Annotated in this window: 13 protein-coding genes; 5 read left to right on the forward strand and 8 right to left on the reverse strand. The window is 61.6% G+C overall.

What is annotated here, in order from left to right:
• Nucleotides 1-5: 5 nt before the first annotated feature.
• Nucleotides 6-1,133, reverse strand: a complete 1,128-nt coding sequence (locus tag AB5Y68_RS02105) for a GGDEF domain-containing protein (protein ID WP_039040261.1) — start codon at nt 1,131-1,133, stop codon at nt 6-8.
• 461 nt (nt 1,134-1,594) lie between these two features.
• Between AB5Y68_RS02105 and AB5Y68_RS02110 the strand changes: the two genes are divergently transcribed.
• The 4 genes from AB5Y68_RS02110 (at nt 1,595) to AB5Y68_RS02125 (ending at nt 4,260) form a co-directional block, all read left to right on the forward strand.
• Nucleotides 1,595-2,383, forward strand: coding sequence for a transporter substrate-binding domain-containing protein (locus AB5Y68_RS02110; RefSeq protein WP_039040260.1), 789 nt, complete (start codon nt 1,595-1,597; stop codon nt 2,381-2,383).
• A 99-nt stretch (nt 2,384-2,482) separates the two neighbouring features.
• Nucleotides 2,483-3,427, forward strand: coding sequence for an amino acid ABC transporter permease (locus AB5Y68_RS02115; RefSeq protein ID WP_039040284.1), 945 nt, complete (start codon nt 2,483-2,485; stop codon nt 3,425-3,427).
• The gene (locus tag AB5Y68_RS02120; RefSeq protein WP_267882649.1) at nt 3,411-3,533 is read left to right on the forward strand and encodes a hypothetical protein; all 123 of its coding nucleotides are present in this window, start codon (nt 3,411-3,413) and stop codon (nt 3,531-3,533) included. Before AB5Y68_RS02115 ends, AB5Y68_RS02120 begins: the two co-directional genes overlap by 17 nt.
• A complete protein-coding gene (locus tag AB5Y68_RS02125) occupies nt 3,517-4,260 on the forward strand; it encodes an amino acid ABC transporter ATP-binding protein (protein ID WP_010675257.1) in 744 nt (247 codons plus the stop codon). Before AB5Y68_RS02120 ends, AB5Y68_RS02125 begins: the two co-directional genes overlap by 17 nt.
• Before the next feature lie 123 nt (nt 4,261-4,383).
• On the opposite strand, the gene AB5Y68_RS02130 is transcribed toward AB5Y68_RS02125, so the two are convergent.
• Nucleotides 4,384-4,755 carry a hypothetical protein gene (locus AB5Y68_RS02130; RefSeq protein ID WP_039040259.1) on the reverse strand — a complete coding sequence of 124 codons (372 nt, stop codon included), beginning with the start codon at nt 4,753-4,755 and terminating at the stop codon, nt 4,384-4,386.
• A 178-nt stretch (nt 4,756-4,933) separates the two neighbouring features.
• On the opposite strand from AB5Y68_RS02130, the gene AB5Y68_RS02135 reads away from it, so the two are divergent.
• Nucleotides 4,934-5,773 (forward strand): sterol desaturase family protein, encoded by an 840-nt coding sequence (locus AB5Y68_RS02135; RefSeq protein WP_039040283.1) that lies wholly within the window; start codon nt 4,934-4,936, stop codon nt 5,771-5,773.
• 67 nt (nt 5,774-5,840) lie between these two features.
• Here the strand turns inward: AB5Y68_RS02135 and AB5Y68_RS02140 are convergent, their stop codons facing one another.
• The 6 genes from AB5Y68_RS02140 to pstB all read right to left on the reverse strand — a co-directional run bounded on the left by AB5Y68_RS02140 (nt 5,841) and on the right by pstB (nt 12,288).
• Entirely contained in the window at nt 5,841-7,250 is a 1,410-nt protein-coding gene (locus AB5Y68_RS02140) for a basic amino acid/polyamine antiporter (RefSeq protein WP_039040258.1), read from the reverse strand.
• A gap of 9 nt (nt 7,251-7,259) precedes the next feature.
• On the reverse strand, nt 7,260-8,162 hold the full coding sequence (locus tag AB5Y68_RS02145) for a homocysteine S-methyltransferase family protein (RefSeq protein ID WP_039040257.1): 903 nt from the start codon (nt 8,160-8,162) through the stop codon (nt 7,260-7,262).
• Nucleotides 8,163-8,457: 295 nt separating this feature from the next.
• Nucleotides 8,458-9,000 (reverse strand): hypothetical protein, encoded by a 543-nt coding sequence (locus tag AB5Y68_RS02150; protein ID WP_039040256.1) that lies wholly within the window; start codon nt 8,998-9,000, stop codon nt 8,458-8,460.
• Between the two features lie 18 nt (nt 9,001-9,018).
• Nucleotides 9,019-10,338: a hemolysin family protein gene (locus AB5Y68_RS02155; RefSeq protein ID WP_039040255.1), complete on the reverse strand. Its 1,320-nt coding sequence runs from the start codon at nt 10,336-10,338 to the stop codon at nt 9,019-9,021.
• 241 nt (nt 10,339-10,579) lie between these two features.
• On the reverse strand, nt 10,580-11,290 hold the full coding sequence (phoU, locus tag AB5Y68_RS02160) for a phosphate signaling complex protein PhoU (protein WP_029314752.1): 711 nt from the start codon (nt 11,288-11,290) through the stop codon (nt 10,580-10,582).
• A gap of 179 nt (nt 11,291-11,469) precedes the next feature.
• Entirely contained in the window at nt 11,470-12,288 is an 819-nt protein-coding gene (gene pstB, locus AB5Y68_RS02165) for a phosphate ABC transporter ATP-binding protein PstB (protein ID WP_010675264.1), read from the reverse strand.
• Nucleotides 12,289-12,334: the final 46 nt, after the last annotated feature.

Raw genomic sequence — 12,334 nt, forward strand, 5'->3', positions numbered from 1 at the left:
GGGGATCAGGCCCCCTGACAGATCCGGTTCTTGCCCTCCCGCTTGGCCTGATAGAGAGCGCGATCTGCCTGGCTGAACAGGGTGTCAAAGTGCCATTCACGGGCGCTGGGCACCCACCCCAGGCTGGCCGTCACCCGGACCCCCTTCAGCCCCAGCGTTTCTATTCCCTGGCGGATCTGCTCGCAGCGCGCCTGCTGGGCCAGGGGGTCCCGCTCGGGCAACAGCAACACAAACTCTTCCCCGCCGAAGCGGCTGGCCACCAGATCCCGCTGGCCAGCAAGATAGCGACCCACCGCCTCCAGCACCCTGTCCCCGGTCTCGTGACCGTGGCGATCGTTGATCTGCTTGAAGTCGTCGAGATCCAGCACCACCAGCGCCCCCTGCTTTGCCATCGTCACGCAGTGATCCATGAAGCCGCGTCGGTTCAGGAGGCCGGTCAGGGGATCCTGGCTGGCCTGTCGCCGCAGGGCCAGGGCCCGGTACTGGGTACAGAGCAGCAGCACCCCGAAGGTCGACAGATAGTTGCCCATCAGCATGGAGAGGAAGGGGAGCACATTGACCACATGCTGATCCATCAGGACCCGCACCTCGCCGCCGAGCAGGGCCCCCATGCGCACCAGATTGAAACCGTAGAGCAGGATGTTGACCACGGTGAACACCAGCACCGCGGGCAGATAGTCAGGGTAGCCATGGCGCCATATGAGCCAGACAATCACCGCCCCCACCATCATGTAGCTCAGGCAGGCCAGCAGCACCCGGGGGGCCATCTTGTCGTTGAAGATGACGCTCCAGCAGAGGATCAGCAGGTAGACCAGCATGAAGAGGGTGAATGCCCGCCAGTTTGGCGGCTCCCCGAAGAAGCGCTGGATGGCGAGTGGCATCAGGGCGAGGCAGAAGGTGATGAGCAGGTTGGCCAGCCAGATCCCCGCGATATGGGGGGCAAATGCCTGCATGAAGAAGAGCGATTGCGCCGCCAGGGCACAGAGGCTGGACCACCACCAGAGCCCGAGACCGGGTATTTCCCTGTGGGTCCACCAGATGATGGAGAGGGTGATGAATCCCAGGCTGTAGCCCCCGAGGGCCATCAACATCAGGGTAAATACGTCCAGATTGAGCAGAATTGAGGCGTCCATTCCCGAACCTTCCAATGGGGATGGCTGAGTATATGGGAAGCCCATGACAAGACACAGAGGGAGCCTATGGGCCGGGCAAAAATATTTGACCGGCTCGCACGCCCCATTCCCCGTGAAGCGTGCCGGACAACGCCCTGTCTGTGCCCGGATTTTCCACCGAGACGGCCGCCGGATATTTTGCACTTGAACCGGCGCCATTAGATAGATATGTTGTTTTCATGTGGTTTTATGAGTCACCACGAGGGATAAAAGTCTCCATAACTTATTGAGTCTTCTGGCACAAACAGGTTTTGGTACATTTTTCATCCAACGAACCATTCATAGAATCTCATATGGGGCTTTTGCCCCGACCAAGACAATAATCCTGTCTTGCCTGCTGCCGGATGCAGCAGTCTCTTGTGCCATGGAGTCGCACGGGAGCAGGTTCAAGGCCGACCACATTTACGACAGAGACGTCATTTATGATCAAAAAACTCATTCTCTTTACCCTGCTGCTGTGCGGGCTGGCCAACGCCGCGCCCACTTCCACCCTGGATGCCGTGCTGGAACGCGGTGTGCTGCGGGTCGGCTTCGATGCCGGCTATCAACCCTTCGAGATGACCAACAAGCAGGGCCAGTACATCGGCTTTGACGTGGATCTTGCCAAGATGGTCGCCAAGGAGATGGGCGTGAAGGTGGAGTTCGTCAACACCGCCTGGGATGGCATCATCCCCGCGCTCTTGACCGACAAGTTCGACGTCATCATGGGCGGCATGACCGTCACTCCCCAGCGCAACCTGCGCGTGAACTTTGCCGATCCCTACATCGTCGTCGGCCAGACCATCGTGCTTCGCAAGGACAAGGCGGGCGAAATCAAATCCTTCCAGGACCTCAACGATCCCAAATACAAGATCGCGGTCAAACTCGGCACCACCGGCGAGCAAGCGGTCAAGCGCATGATCCCCAAGGCCACCCTGCTGCAGTTTGAAACCCAGGATGACGCCAAGCTGGAAGTGATCAACGGCAAGGTGGATGCCTTTGTCTACGACCTGCCCTACAACGCCATCTTCGCGTCCCAGAACCAGGGCGCCGTGGTGCACCTCGACAAGCCGTTCACCTTCGAGCCGCTGGCCTGGGCCATCCGCAAGGGGGATCAGGACACCCTCAACTGGTTCAACAACTACCTGCGCCAGATCAAGGGCGACGGCAGCTACGACCGTCTCTACAAGAAGTGGTTTGAATCCACCGCCTGGCTGAACCAGCTCAAATAACCTCTCAAAGGGGCGGCATGCCGCCCCTTCACGCAGACTCCCCACACGATAACGACAAAAGAGGTTGTGACAGTGATCAACCCCAAACTCACAAGACAGATGGAAAAGAAGCCCAATCAGCTGCTCTGGCACGGGATCTTCCTGCTGCTGGTGCTGGCCGCCATTTTCGGCATCTACAAGGCAGTGCAGGCAGTGGATTACACCTGGCGATGGGAACGCATTCCCCAGTACATCGCCTATCAGGCAGAACAGAAACACTATGCCGAGTTTGACGGCACCGTGGTCGCGGACAAGGGACAGCTCTTCCTGCAAGACGATCTCGACCCCAGCCGCCGTCAGGCCATCGCTCCCAAGGGCTCCCAGCTGGCTGAAGGGGATACCGTCTTCCTCGGCGATACCTTGGATGTGCAACTGAGCTGGACCGCCGGCCCCATCGCCTGGGGCGTCTGGGTCACGGTCAAGCTCTCCCTGGTGGCGGGCATCTTCGCCATCCTGCTTGGCACCCTGGCCGGGCTCGCCCGCCTCTCCCCCAATCCGGCCCTGCGCAACCTGGCCGTGACCTATGTGGAGCTCATCCGTGGCACCCCGTTGCTGGTGCAGATCTTCATCGTCTATTTCTTTATCGGCACCGTGCTGAACCTCGACCGATTCACCGCTGGTGTGGCGGCGCTCGCGGTCTTCACCGGCGCCTACGTGGCGGAAATCGTGCGCGCCGGCATCAGCTCCATTCACAAGGGGCAGATGGAAGCGGGCAGAAGCCTTGGCATGACCTCGGCCCAGACCATGCGCTACGTCATCCTGCCCCAGGCCTTCAAACGGGTGCTGCCACCGCTCGCGGGCCAGTTCATCAACCTCATCAAGGACTCCTCTCTGGTCTCCGTCATCTCCATCACGGATCTCACCAAGGCGGGGCGCGAAGTCGTCAGCTCCACCTTCAGCCCGTTCGAGGTGTGGTTCACCGTGGCTCTGCTCTATCTGGTGCTGACCGGCACTCTCTCCTTCCTGGTGCGTCGTCTGGAGGTGAAATATGCGCGCAGCAACTGATCCCGTTATCAAGACGCCATCGGTGTCGAAACGTTCTGCCATCACCGGCACTCCCTGCCCCTTCCCGGTGCGTCGTCTGGAGGTGAACTATGCGCGCAGCAACTGATCCCATCATCAAGGCGACCGGTGTAGAGAAGTTCTACGGCACCGAGGTGCACGCCCTGAAAAACGTCAGCACCCAGGTGGCCGAAGGGGAAGTGGTGGTGATCGTGGGGCCGAGCGGCTCGGGCAAGTCCACCTTCCTGCGCACCCTCAACCAGCTGGAGACCATCAACGATGGCAATATCGTGGTCGACGGCATCAGCCTCACCGAACCCGGGGATGTCAACAAGCTGCGGGAAGAGGTGGGCATGGTGTTCCAATCCTTCAACCTCTTCCCTCACCTGACGGTGCTGGACAACATCACCCTGGCCCCCCAGAAGGTGAGAGGGCTCTCTCGCCAGGAGGCTGAGGAGCGGGCCAAGGCCCTGCTGCTCAAGGTCGGTCTCTCCAACAAGGCCCAGAGCTACCCCTCCCAGCTCTCCGGCGGCCAGCAGCAGCGGGTGGCCATCGCCCGGGCGCTCGCCATGCAGCCGCGCATCATGCTGTTTGACGAGCCCACCAGCGCCCTCGACCCAGAAATGGTGGGAGAGGTGCTGGACGTCATGAAGGGGTTGGCCCGCGAAGGGATGACCATGGTGGTGGTGACTCACGAGATGGGCTTTGCCCGGGAAGTGGCGGACAGGGTGCTCTTCATGGAGAGCGGCGAGTTGCTGGTGGACGAGAAACCCGCCGACTTCTTCGACAATCCCCCCTCCCCGCGCCTGCGCCAGTTCCTGAGCCAGGTACTCTGACGAGCGCACCGATATTGGCAATCCGGTAAAGGGGCAAACCCGGGCTCGATCAACCGCGCAGCGGTGTCATGCAAATCAAGAAGAGGGAGCCCAGGCTCCCTTTTTTGTTCCAGGTGGCTCGCCCTAGAATCGATACATGCCCGTCAGGCCGGCGAAGTGCTGCTCGGGCAGCACCACGGGTGCCAGCAGCCAGCGATCCGTCCCGTAGGCACCGGCGGCGGCCCCCAGCGCATTGGCCCCCGCATCCAGGGCGGAGAAGGGCCCCTGACCACTGGCCCGCTCGATCAGCTCTGCGGCGATGCCGATGCCGGTCGAGATGCCAAAACCAATCCAGCCCCTGTGCTCCCGATAGCCATAGTGATCCGCGATGGCCGTAAAGCCCGCCCCCATGGCCGCACCACCGACAACATGGCTCAACTCGCTGTTGAAACTGTCATTGGCCATCGCACTCGCACTGAGCAGGCCGAGCATGAGAAAAACAGGCGTCCCGTTCATTTTCTCTCCCTCCCAAGGTACTGCCGCTTGCGGTAGATGCCGCGCGCGCTCCTTCTTCAGTGTAAACAGGGAGGGCAAGGCCGGGCCGCGTCAGACAGGAGGATCACCATCAAATGTTAATGAGTTTCTAACATCATCCGGTATGCTGACATCCAACTGGTCCAACCGGATGGCTCACATGGATGTGCAACTGCTCCTGCTCTACCTCTCGCCCCTCTTTCTGGTTTTCATTGGCTGGGAGATGCTCTACCTGCGAAAACACGGTGCCGCCTATCCCACGGCGGGCTACCAGTGGAAGGATCTCTTCGCCAATGCCACCCTGGCACTGATGCATCAGGGGGGCGATGCCCTGGCCGCCATTGCCATCGCCTATCTCTATGACACCCTCTGGGGCTGGCGACTATTCGATATCGAGCTGAACCTCTGGAGCCTCTTGCTGCTCTTTCTGTTGCAGGATCTCTGCTACTGGCTGTTCCACTTCGCGAGCCACCATGTGCGCTGGCTCTGGGCCTCCCACGTGGTGCACCACAGCTCAGAGCGGCTCAACCTCTCCACCGCCTTTCGCCAGAGCCTGATGTATCCGGTCTCCGGCATGTGGCTGTTCTGGATCCCCATGATCCTCATCGGCTTCCCCCCCGAGGCGGTGGTGGCCACCGTGCTCTTGAGCCTGGGTTTTCAGTTTTTCGTCCACACCCAGGTGGTGGGCAAGCTGGGCAAACTTGAATGGATCTTCAACACCCCGTCCCACCACAGGGTGCACCACGCCAGCAACGCCAGATACATCGATCGCAACTTCGCCGGCGTGCTCATCATCTGGGACCGGCTGTTTGGCACCTTCGTGGAAGAAGACTTGGGCGAGCCGTGCCGTTTCGGCATCACCAAGCCAATCCACAGCTTCAACCCGCTCACCCTCACCTTCCACGAGTGGCGCGACATGCTGCAAGAGGCCCGTGGCCTCCCCTGGCGGCAAAAGCTCGCCGTGCTGTTTGGCAAACCGGCGGGCCCCACCAGCGGTTGACCCACCGACCAGGATAAAAAAAGAGCGCCCAGGGGCGCTCTTTTTCATGACAGGGACACCCCCCGGGTCAGACGTGAACGAAGGACCAGACGGCGGGGATCAGGCTCAGCAGCGTCACCCCGGCCAGCAGCCGTTCGCGCCCGCTGAGCCGCTGTTCGGCGCCGAGCTGGCGACGGCTGTAGAGAAACAACAGCAGACCCGGCCCGTAGAGCAGAAGCGACAGCAGCAGGTACTCCACCCCGGCGGCGTAGAGCAGCCAGAAACCATAACCGCTCGACACCAGCGCCACCACCCGCATCAGGCCGCGGCCCTGCCCACCCTTGCCACTGAAGACCAGCTTGAGCAGGAAGAGGCCGATCAGCAGGTAGGGCACCAGGATCATGGAGGTGGAGATGAGCAGCAGGTTGGTGTACCCCTTGCCAAGCAGCCACACCAGCAGCAAGCAGCCCTGCACGGTCAGGCTGGTGAGCCAGAGCGAGGCGATGGGGGTGCCGTTGCGGTTCTCGCGCCGGAAGATGGCCGGGAAGGCCCCGTGACGCGCCGCGCTGAACGGCACCTCGGCCGAGAAGAGGGTCCAGCTCACGTAGGAGGCGAGCACCGACACGATGAGGCCGGCGCTGATGAGCAACTTGCCCCAGGAACCCGTCATCTGGGCCATCAATCCCGCCATGGAGGGGTTGGGCAGGGCCGCAAGCTCCGGGCGGCTCAATATTCCGAGCGCCAGCACCGAGATGAGCACATAGAGCAGCAGCGCCAGCACCACGCCGAGCACGGTGGCGGTGCCCACATCCCGCTTGTTTCTCGCCCGGGCCGAGAGCACCGCTGCCCCTTCGATGCCGGTGAAGACCCAGAGGGTGATGAGCATGGTGTTGCGCACCTGCTCGGAGACCGGTACCGCCAGGGTGCTACCCTCCTGATCCGTCGCAAAGGTGACCGGATCGAACCAGTAGCAGGCGAACAGGATGAACAGCAGCAGCGGCAGGCTCTTGGCCAGGGTCGCCACCAGATTGAACAGGGCCGCCTGCTGCACGCCGCGGGCCACCAGCAGGTGCACCGCCCAGAGGATGCAGGACTCGCCGACAAAAGCTGCCAATGTGTTGCCCTCGCCAAACCAGACCCGCTCCGGCGTATCGACAAAGCTGCCCAGGGCCGCGAAGGCGATCACCAGATAACCCACCACGCCGATGGTGGCACAGAGCCAGTATCCCCAGGCGGAGAAGAACCCCACCAGCTCGCCAAAGCCGGCCCGGGCATAGCTGTAGATGCCGCCGTCGAGCTCGGGTTTGAGCCGCGACAGGTAGAGGAAGCTCATGGCCAGCGCCAGTATGCCGACCCCGGTGACGGCCCAGCCGATCAGCACGGCGCGGGCGCCCGCCACATCGGCCATGTTCTGGGGCAGGCTGAAGATGCCGGCCCCCACCATGGAGCTGAACACCAGCGCAGTGAGGGACCAGAGCCCGATCTTGCTCTCTTTCATGGGCGCTCCTTAACGCAGCCGGCTGGCCAGCGCCTCGATGTGTTCCGGGCCGATGCCACAGCAGCCGCCGATGAGGTTTGCCCCGGCTCTGCGCCAGCGCTCGGCCCAGCCGAGGTAATCCAGCGGCCCCAGATCGCCGCGGATCTCGTCCAGACCGTCATTGGCAGTCGCCTCCTTGGGCTGGGGCGGGAAGGCGTTGGCATAGGCGCCGAGGCGAACGTCGGTGCGCCCCTGAACCTGCAACGCGGCGACGGCCACCTTGAGCGCCCCTTCAATCACCTCGGGCTGGCAGCAGTTGAACAGGATGGCATCCACCCCGGCCGACGCCAACGCGGTCACGGCATCCGCCACCCGCTCGCCGGAGCGCAGGGTGGGCTCGCTGCCCGGCGCCTCGTCTTCCAGAGTAAAGGAGACCCAGAACGGCTTGCCGTCCTCGGGCAACAGGGCCTTGAGGGCCAGGGGCTCGGCGATGAGGCTCATGGTCTCCGCCAGCCAGAGATCCACATGGGGTGACAGGGCACGGATAAGCGGTGTCGCCAGCTCGCTCACCCGCTCGGCCTGATAGAGGTCCGCACGATAGGAGCCAAAGAGCGGCGGCAAGGAACCGGCCACCTTGACGGCTCCCCCCTGCTCGTCGGCCACGTCTCTGGCCAGTTGCCCGGCCAGAGCCGCAAGTGCCTCCCCTTGGGCGGCAAAGCGCGCCTCGCCGATATGGAAGGGCACCAGGGCATAGCTGTTGGTGGTGATCACCCGGGCACCGCTCGTCGCATAAGCCTGGTGTACCTCGCGCACCGTCTCGGGCGCTTCCATCAACGCCAGCGCCGACCACTCCGGTTGACGGAACGGCGCACCACGCCGCGCCAGTTCACGGCCCATACCGCCATCGAGTACCCACAAATCCTGCTTGTCCATCTCTGTCTCTCTGCGTCTCCCCGCCATGACGGGTGTTTATTGTGTGAAACCACATTAAGCCATCAAAACATCTAGACGGCTAGAAATCCCAAATATCATGACCCAAAGTAGAACAAGAGGCAATCGGGGGCTACGAACAAATCCGGGCAAGCTCAGGATGATGGCGGCAAAGGGAGATCTCCCCGGCACAGGCATCACCTGGCCAGGCACTGAAACGACAAGAGGCCACCCCGGGGGGTGACCTCTTGTGAAACAGGGGATCAAGGCGGACACAGCCGCCGATAACCAGAGGGACTCAGCGCCCGGCCAGCACCCGCTTGGTCTGCTTGACCCAGTCGGAGACCCGACCCTGCTGGGGATAGCCCTGCCAGATCTGCTCCCACTGGGCGGGGCTGAGCGGGCGGCCCAGCCGACGCTGCACCCCGGCATAGAGGTAGTCGTGGGCCGTGGTGCGTGCCTGGGCCGAGGTGAGGAACTTGGCAACAGGGTCGGTGAGACGCACGTCCCGCATGCCGAGCAGCGGATAGTCGCTGTGCACCGCCGCCAGCATGGTCTCGCGCATGGCCGATTCGATGTAACCCCGGGCAAACAGGGCGGTGACCGATTCAAGCGACCCTTGATCCGGGCCGTGATACTCCTCGTCGAACACCGGGCTGGGCTCTGCCACGGCGCTTTGCACCACCGCATCGGGATCCTGCTGCGGGACCACCACCGCAGGCTGGGGAGCGACGGGTTTGGCAGGCGTCACCGGCTTGCGCGGTGCGCTCTGGCTGCAGGCACCCAGTGCCAGGGCGAGCGCCACACAGGCCAGCGCACGGGAATGAGTCTTCATCTTCATGATTGCTAACGAACTCCTTTAGGATTCCTGAGCGGGCTTCTCATTGCTCGCAGGTTCTACCCGGGTGACCAGCAACTGGTCAATCTTGTAACTGTCGATGTCCACCACTTCGAACTTGTAACCGGCATATTTGACCGAGTCGGTGCGCTTGGGGATCTTGCGCAGCATGTACATGATGAAACCGGCGATGGTCTCGTAGTTCTGGTTTTCCGGGAACTCCTCGATGTCGAAGGCGCGCATCACGTCGGAGATGGGGGTCACCCCGTCCACCAGCCAGGAGTTCTCGTCCCGCTGGACGATCTGCTCTTCCACCACGTGGGTGGCCCACTCCCCCATGACGGTACTCATCAGGTCATTCATGGTGACAATGCCCACCACCAGGGCGTATTCGTTCATCACCACCGCAAAATCGCCACGATGGTTCTTGAAGTACTCCATCGCCTCGTAGAGGTTGAGGGTGTCGGGAATAATGATGACGTTCTGAACCAGGGAGCCGCTGTTGAGATCGATGCTCTGGCCGCTGATGACGCGGATCAGCAGCTCCTTGGCATCCACGAACCCCTTGATGCTGTCGAGGTTGTGGTCGCACACCAGGAACTTGTTGTGGGGGTGCTCGGCGATCTTCGCCTTGATGCTCTCCTCCCCCTCTTGCAGGGTGAAGTAGATGAGGCTCTCCCGCGCCGTCATGGCGGAAGTGACACCCAAGGACTGGAGCTCGAACACGTTCTCGATGAGCTGGTGCTCCTCGCGCTGAATGACACCGGCTTCGGCACCTGCATCCATCACCGCATAAATATCGTCGGAGGTGATCTCGTCGTTGCGCACCATGGAGATGCGCATCAGCCGGAACAGGCCGTTGGCCATGCCGTTGAACAGCCACACCAGCGGCATCAGCAAGGTGACGCACAGCATCATGGGACGCACGACCACCACGGCGATCCGCTCGGGCATGGTCATGGCAAGGCGCTTGGGCATCAGGTCCGCTATCAGGATGAACATGCCGGTGACGAAGACGAACGAGGCCGCGGAGCTGATCTCGCCAAGCCAGGGCCCCTGATAGAACTCGGAGATAAACGCCTTGATGGCCGGGTTCAGGGCAGACTCGCCCAGGATACCGCCCAGGATGGCGACGGTATTGAGGCCTATCTGCACCACGGTAAAGAAGTTGCCCGGCTGGGCCTGCAATGCCAGCACCTTCTCGGCGTGGCGGTTGCCCTCGTCGGCCATCACCTGCAACTTGATCTTGCGGGAGGCGGCAAGGGAGATCTCGGAGAGTGAGAAGAACACGCTGCCGGCGACCAGCAGCATCAGAAAGAACAAACTATCGGCAAAACTCATGATTAACCTATTGCTACAGCCGCCTTAGCACAAGACGGCAAACTGGGCCCGGGAAACCGGACCGTGACTCCATCCGGGACTCACACAGGGGCCATATTCTAGCAGAAAAGCGCCCGCCGGGTGGCGTTATCTTGAACTGCCGTGCCATGCAATGAAAAAGGCGCTCAAAGCGCCTTTTTATTCAATCAGAGTTGGATTCCCGTCCTGCAGCCGCGACGGGAGCTCCACCCAAGGCGCCCCATCAGCCCTTGCCCAGCAGATCGCTCAGGTCATCGGCCTTGGTGTGGCGCACATCCTTGCCCTTGACGTAGTAGACGATGTACTCGCAGATGTGCTGGCAGCGATCACCGACCCGCTCGATGGCCCGTGCCGCCCAGAGCACGTTGAGCACCTGGGGGATGGTGCGCGGATCTTCCATCATGTAGGTCATCAGCTCGCGGATGATGGACTCGTACTCCCGATCCACCTTGTCATCTTCCTTGTAGACCGCGAGCGCCGCGTCCAGATCCATGCGGGCGAAAGCGTCGAGCACGTCGTGGAGCATCTTGATGGTGCGACGCCCCATGTTCTCCAGCGACACCAGCGGTGGCTGGGGCTTGTTGGCGTTGTCGGTCAGCATGCGGGCAATCTTGTCCGCCACGTCGCCAATCCGCTCCAGATCCGTGATGGTCTTGATGATGGCCATCACCAGCCGCAGGTCGGACGCGGTGGGCTGACGCTTGGCGATGATGCGGGTGCACTCCTCGTCGATCGCCACTTCCATGGCGTTGACCTTGTGGTCGTTGGCCACGATCTTGCGCGCCGCATCCAGATCCTGGCCATGGATGGCGGCGATGGCGTCGGTGAGTTGCTTCTCCACCAGCCCCCCCATCACCAGTACCTGATTGCGCACGCTCTCAAGCTCGGCATTGAACTGACCGGAGATGTGTTTGTTGAGGTTCATATTGTCCATACCAGTAATCCTTGTTGCTCCGATTATGCCTTAGCCGTTGAACTGACTGCCAATCTGTTTGTTGATGCTCATCTTGTTCATCTCAATCACCCTTGTTGCACCAACATGCCTTAGCCGTTGAACTGACTGCCAATCTGCTTGTTGATGCTCAACTTGCTCATCTCAATCAGCGGCATCCCTTAGCCGTAACGACCGGTAATGTAGTCTTCGGTCTTCTTCTTGGCCGGGGTGGTGAAGATGGTGTTGGTATTCGAGTACTCGATGAGTTCCCCCATGTACATGAACGCGGTCTGATCCGAGACCCGCGCCGCCTGCTGCATGTTGTGGGTCACGATCACCACGGTGAACTGGCTCTTGAGCTCGTTGATGAGCTCCTCGATGGTGAGGGTGGAGATGGGGTCCAGCGCCGAGGTCGGTTCATCGAGCAGCAGCACTTCCGGCTCGATGGCGATGGCACGGGCAATCACCAGACGCTGCTGCTGACCGCCGGAGAGGCCGAAGGCGTTGTCATGCAGACGATCCTTCACTTCCTCCCACAGGGCAGCACCGCGCAGGGAACGCTCGGCGGCCTCGTCCAGGGTACGGCGGTCATTGATGCCCTGCAGACGCAGGCCGTAGACCACGTTCTCGTAGATGGACTTGGGGAAGGGGTTGGGGCGCTGGAACACCATGCCCACCTGACGGCGCAGGGCGGAGACATCCACGCTCTTGTCATAGATGTTGTGGCCGTGCAGCTGGATCTCCCCCTCGATGCGGCAGATCTCCACCAGATCGTTCATCCGGTTGATGCAGCGCAGCAAAGTGGACTTGCCGCAACCGGACGGGCCGATGAAGGCGGTGACCTGACCCTTGGGGATCTTCATGTTGACGTTGAACAGCGCCTGCTTGTTGCCGTAGTACAGGTTGAGATCCTTCACCTCCAGCGCAGTCTGCTCCGGGGTCAGGTTGAGCAGGTCGGTGGCGGTGTGCGGGGCCGAACTCGGTGTTACGTTGATCATCTGTTTACCTCAAATTCTCTTGGTGGCAGCGGGCAAACGTCTTGCC

The sequence above is a fragment of the Aeromonas sp. R6-1 genome, from assembly GCF_040908165.1.
Taxonomy (GTDB): domain Bacteria; phylum Pseudomonadota; class Gammaproteobacteria; order Enterobacterales; family Aeromonadaceae; genus Aeromonas; species Aeromonas caviae.

Coding starts and splice junctions, on each gene's coding strand:
- AB5Y68_RS02150 (WP_039040256.1), bottom strand. CDS start 9,000: ATGAAGATGAAGACTCATTCCCGTGCGCTGGCCTGTGTGGCGCTCGCC.
- AB5Y68_RS02155 (WP_039040255.1), bottom strand. CDS start 10,338: ATGAGTTTTGCCGATAGTTTGTTCTTTCTGATGCTGCTGGTCGCCGGC.
- AB5Y68_RS02110 (WP_039040260.1), top strand. CDS start 1,595: ATGATCAAAAAACTCATTCTCTTTACCCTGCTGCTGTGCGGGCTGGCC.
- AB5Y68_RS02130 (WP_039040259.1), bottom strand. CDS start 4,755: ATGAACGGGACGCCTGTTTTTCTCATGCTCGGCCTGCTCAGTGCGAGT.
- AB5Y68_RS02105 (WP_039040261.1), bottom strand. CDS start 1,133: ATGGACGCCTCAATTCTGCTCAATCTGGACGTATTTACCCTGATGTTG.
- AB5Y68_RS02115 (WP_039040284.1), top strand. CDS start 2,483: ATGGAAAAGAAGCCCAATCAGCTGCTCTGGCACGGGATCTTCCTGCTG.
- AB5Y68_RS02145 (WP_039040257.1), bottom strand. CDS start 8,162: ATGGACAAGCAGGATTTGTGGGTACTCGATGGCGGTATGGGCCGTGAA.
- AB5Y68_RS02120 (WP_267882649.1), top strand. CDS start 3,411: ATGCGCGCAGCAACTGATCCCGTTATCAAGACGCCATCGGTGTCGAAA.
- AB5Y68_RS02140 (WP_039040258.1), bottom strand. CDS start 7,250: ATGAAAGAGAGCAAGATCGGGCTCTGGTCCCTCACTGCGCTGGTGTTC.
- AB5Y68_RS02125 (WP_010675257.1), top strand. CDS start 3,517: ATGCGCGCAGCAACTGATCCCATCATCAAGGCGACCGGTGTAGAGAAG.
- phoU (WP_029314752.1), bottom strand. CDS start 11,290: ATGGACAATATGAACCTCAACAAACACATCTCCGGTCAGTTCAATGCC.
- AB5Y68_RS02135 (WP_039040283.1), top strand. CDS start 4,934: ATGGATGTGCAACTGCTCCTGCTCTACCTCTCGCCCCTCTTTCTGGTT.
- pstB (WP_010675264.1), bottom strand. CDS start 12,288: ATGATCAACGTAACACCGAGTTCGGCCCCGCACACCGCCACCGACCTG.